The sequence below is a fragment of the Candidatus Ruminimicrobium bovinum genome, assembly GCF_902760015.1.
GTDB classification, from domain to species: Bacteria; Elusimicrobiota; Endomicrobiia; order Endomicrobiales; family Endomicrobiaceae; genus Ruminimicrobium; species Ruminimicrobium bovinum.
Genome location: NZ_CACWEU010000015.1, coordinates 1 through 2,130, shown reverse-complemented (window position 1 = coordinate 2,130; position 2,130 = coordinate 1). Strand labels below are relative to the sequence as shown.

General features: G+C 23.5%; 2 protein-coding genes. One reads left to right on the top strand and one right to left on the bottom strand.

All coding sequences use genetic code 11. From position 1 onward, the window contains the following. The coding region (locus ACMUOV_RS00420; RefSeq protein ID WP_413852697.1) for a BspA family leucine-rich repeat surface protein at positions 1–356 on the top strand (356 nt) is incomplete at its 5' end. Positions 357–458: 102 nt separating this feature from the next. On the opposite strand, the gene ACMUOV_RS00415 is transcribed toward ACMUOV_RS00420, so the two are convergent. Then, positions 459–2,130 (bottom strand): BspA family leucine-rich repeat surface protein (locus ACMUOV_RS00415; protein WP_413852695.1); only part of this gene is annotated, 1,672 nt, incomplete at its 5' end.

Below are 2,130 nucleotides of genomic sequence, written 5' to 3'. Positions count from 1 at the left end.
TTTATTGTCAAAGTTTAAAAGAATTAAATTTATCTAATTTTGATACTTCAATTGTTGCAAATATGGGAAGTATGTTTGGTAGATGTTCCAAATTAACTTCATTAGATATATCTAATTTTAATACTTCTTTGGTTAAACAAATGCAACAAATGTTTTTTGGTTCTATCAATTTAGGATATATTAATTTATATAATTTTGATGAAAATAATTTAAATGGTTATACATATTATTACCAAAACATGTTTAATAAAATACCTGAAAATGTTGTTGTTTGCATTATAAGAAATTTTACAGAAATGAAAATATTTCCCAAAATAAATAAAAAAATTAATATATTTTATTGTATTTTTTTATAATATTTTATTAAAAATATTTTATTTTAATGCTTTTATTATCTAATAATTTAATATATTAATTATTATTTTTTTAATTTTAAAATATCAAAAATAATAACTAAATTAAGACAATTCAACAATTGAAACTTCCCATTCTTCTGGGATATCTTCTTTTATACGTTCATATAGACCTTTTTTAATTCTAATATGTCCTCTTTCAGGTAAATTATTAAATAAGCTAACAATTTTAATATTATCGAAAGAAAAAGGAGAAATATCTATATAGCTCAGTTCATTACATTTGTAAAACATATATTCCATTCTTGTCACTTGATCTATAACGAAATTAGATAAGTCAATTGAAGTTAAGGAAGTGCATTCATAAAACATATGTTTCATATTAGTGACCTGAGATGTATTAAAATTAGATATATCTAATGAAGTCAAAGAAGAGCATCCTTGGAACAAGCTTATCATAGAAGAAACTTTATCTGTTTTAAAATGTGTTATATTAAGAGATTGAAGTGATGAGCAATCATGGAATATGCCATCAATATATTCAAGATTATCAGTATTAAAATTACTTATATCTAAAGAAGTCAAAGATTTGCATCCATTAAACATTAAATTCATATTAACTACATTTTTTGTATTAAAATGATTAATATCTATTGAAGTCAAAGAATGACAGTCATGGAATAATCCATTCATAGCAACTACATTCTCTGTATTGAAATTTTTGAGATTAACGCTTTTTAAATTATAACAATCAAAAAACATACTGCTAATACTTGTTGCTCTTTTAGTGTTAAAATTAGAAAGATCTAAAGATTCTAAAGATATACATCTTTCAAACATCCTACTTATACTAGAAACATTTTCTGTATTAAAATTTTTTAAATCAATAGAAGTTAAAGACTCGCAACCTTTAAACATATATTCCATACTAGTTACTTTTTGAGTAGCAAAGCTACTAACATCAATAGATGTTAATTTCTTGCAACCAAAAAACATAAAGCTTAGATCATTTGCTTCTTCTGTGTTAAAATTAGTTAAATCTAATTGATTTAAATTGACACAATCTTCGAACATATTTGCAAAAGAAACTACACTTTTTGTGTTAAAGCTTGAAAGATCTAAAGAGGTTAGCTGGTGACAACCAGCAAACATTAATTCCATAGTTCTAACTTTTTCGGTATTGAAATAAGAAAGATCTATTGATGTAAGACTTACACATTCATAAAACATATTATTCATTTCAACTATATTTCTTGTATCAAAAAGATGTGTAAAAGCTATATAATTCATTTTTTTAATTTGATAAAACATTCTTTTTGTTGTTGTTAATTTTTTAAAATCTGATAATATAAATACTGTATGATTTCCCGCTTTTTCAAAAGTGTATTCTTTTGTAGGCTCAACTTGCTTTCCATCTATTATCATTTCCATAGGAAAATTTGGAATTAGACGAATTATTTTTATTTTCTCATTGTCTTTATCTGTATGATATTCTGCTCTAATTGAATGATTTATTTCACATTTATTATTTGCTGGCTTATAACCTGGTGGGCAGTTTATTGTTTCTATTTTGGTTTTGGGCTCAGATTCTTTTATTCGTTTTTCAACTTTTTTTGATTCAAGAGTATCATTGGAAAAACTATTAGATTTAAATAATTGAAAAAGAATGATTAGGACACAGAGAACAGATACTGCCAATAATATCATTTTGATGATGCTTTTAGGATATAAAAAAGATTTTGTTCTTTTTTTATTTTTTTTTATTTTTTTATCTTCA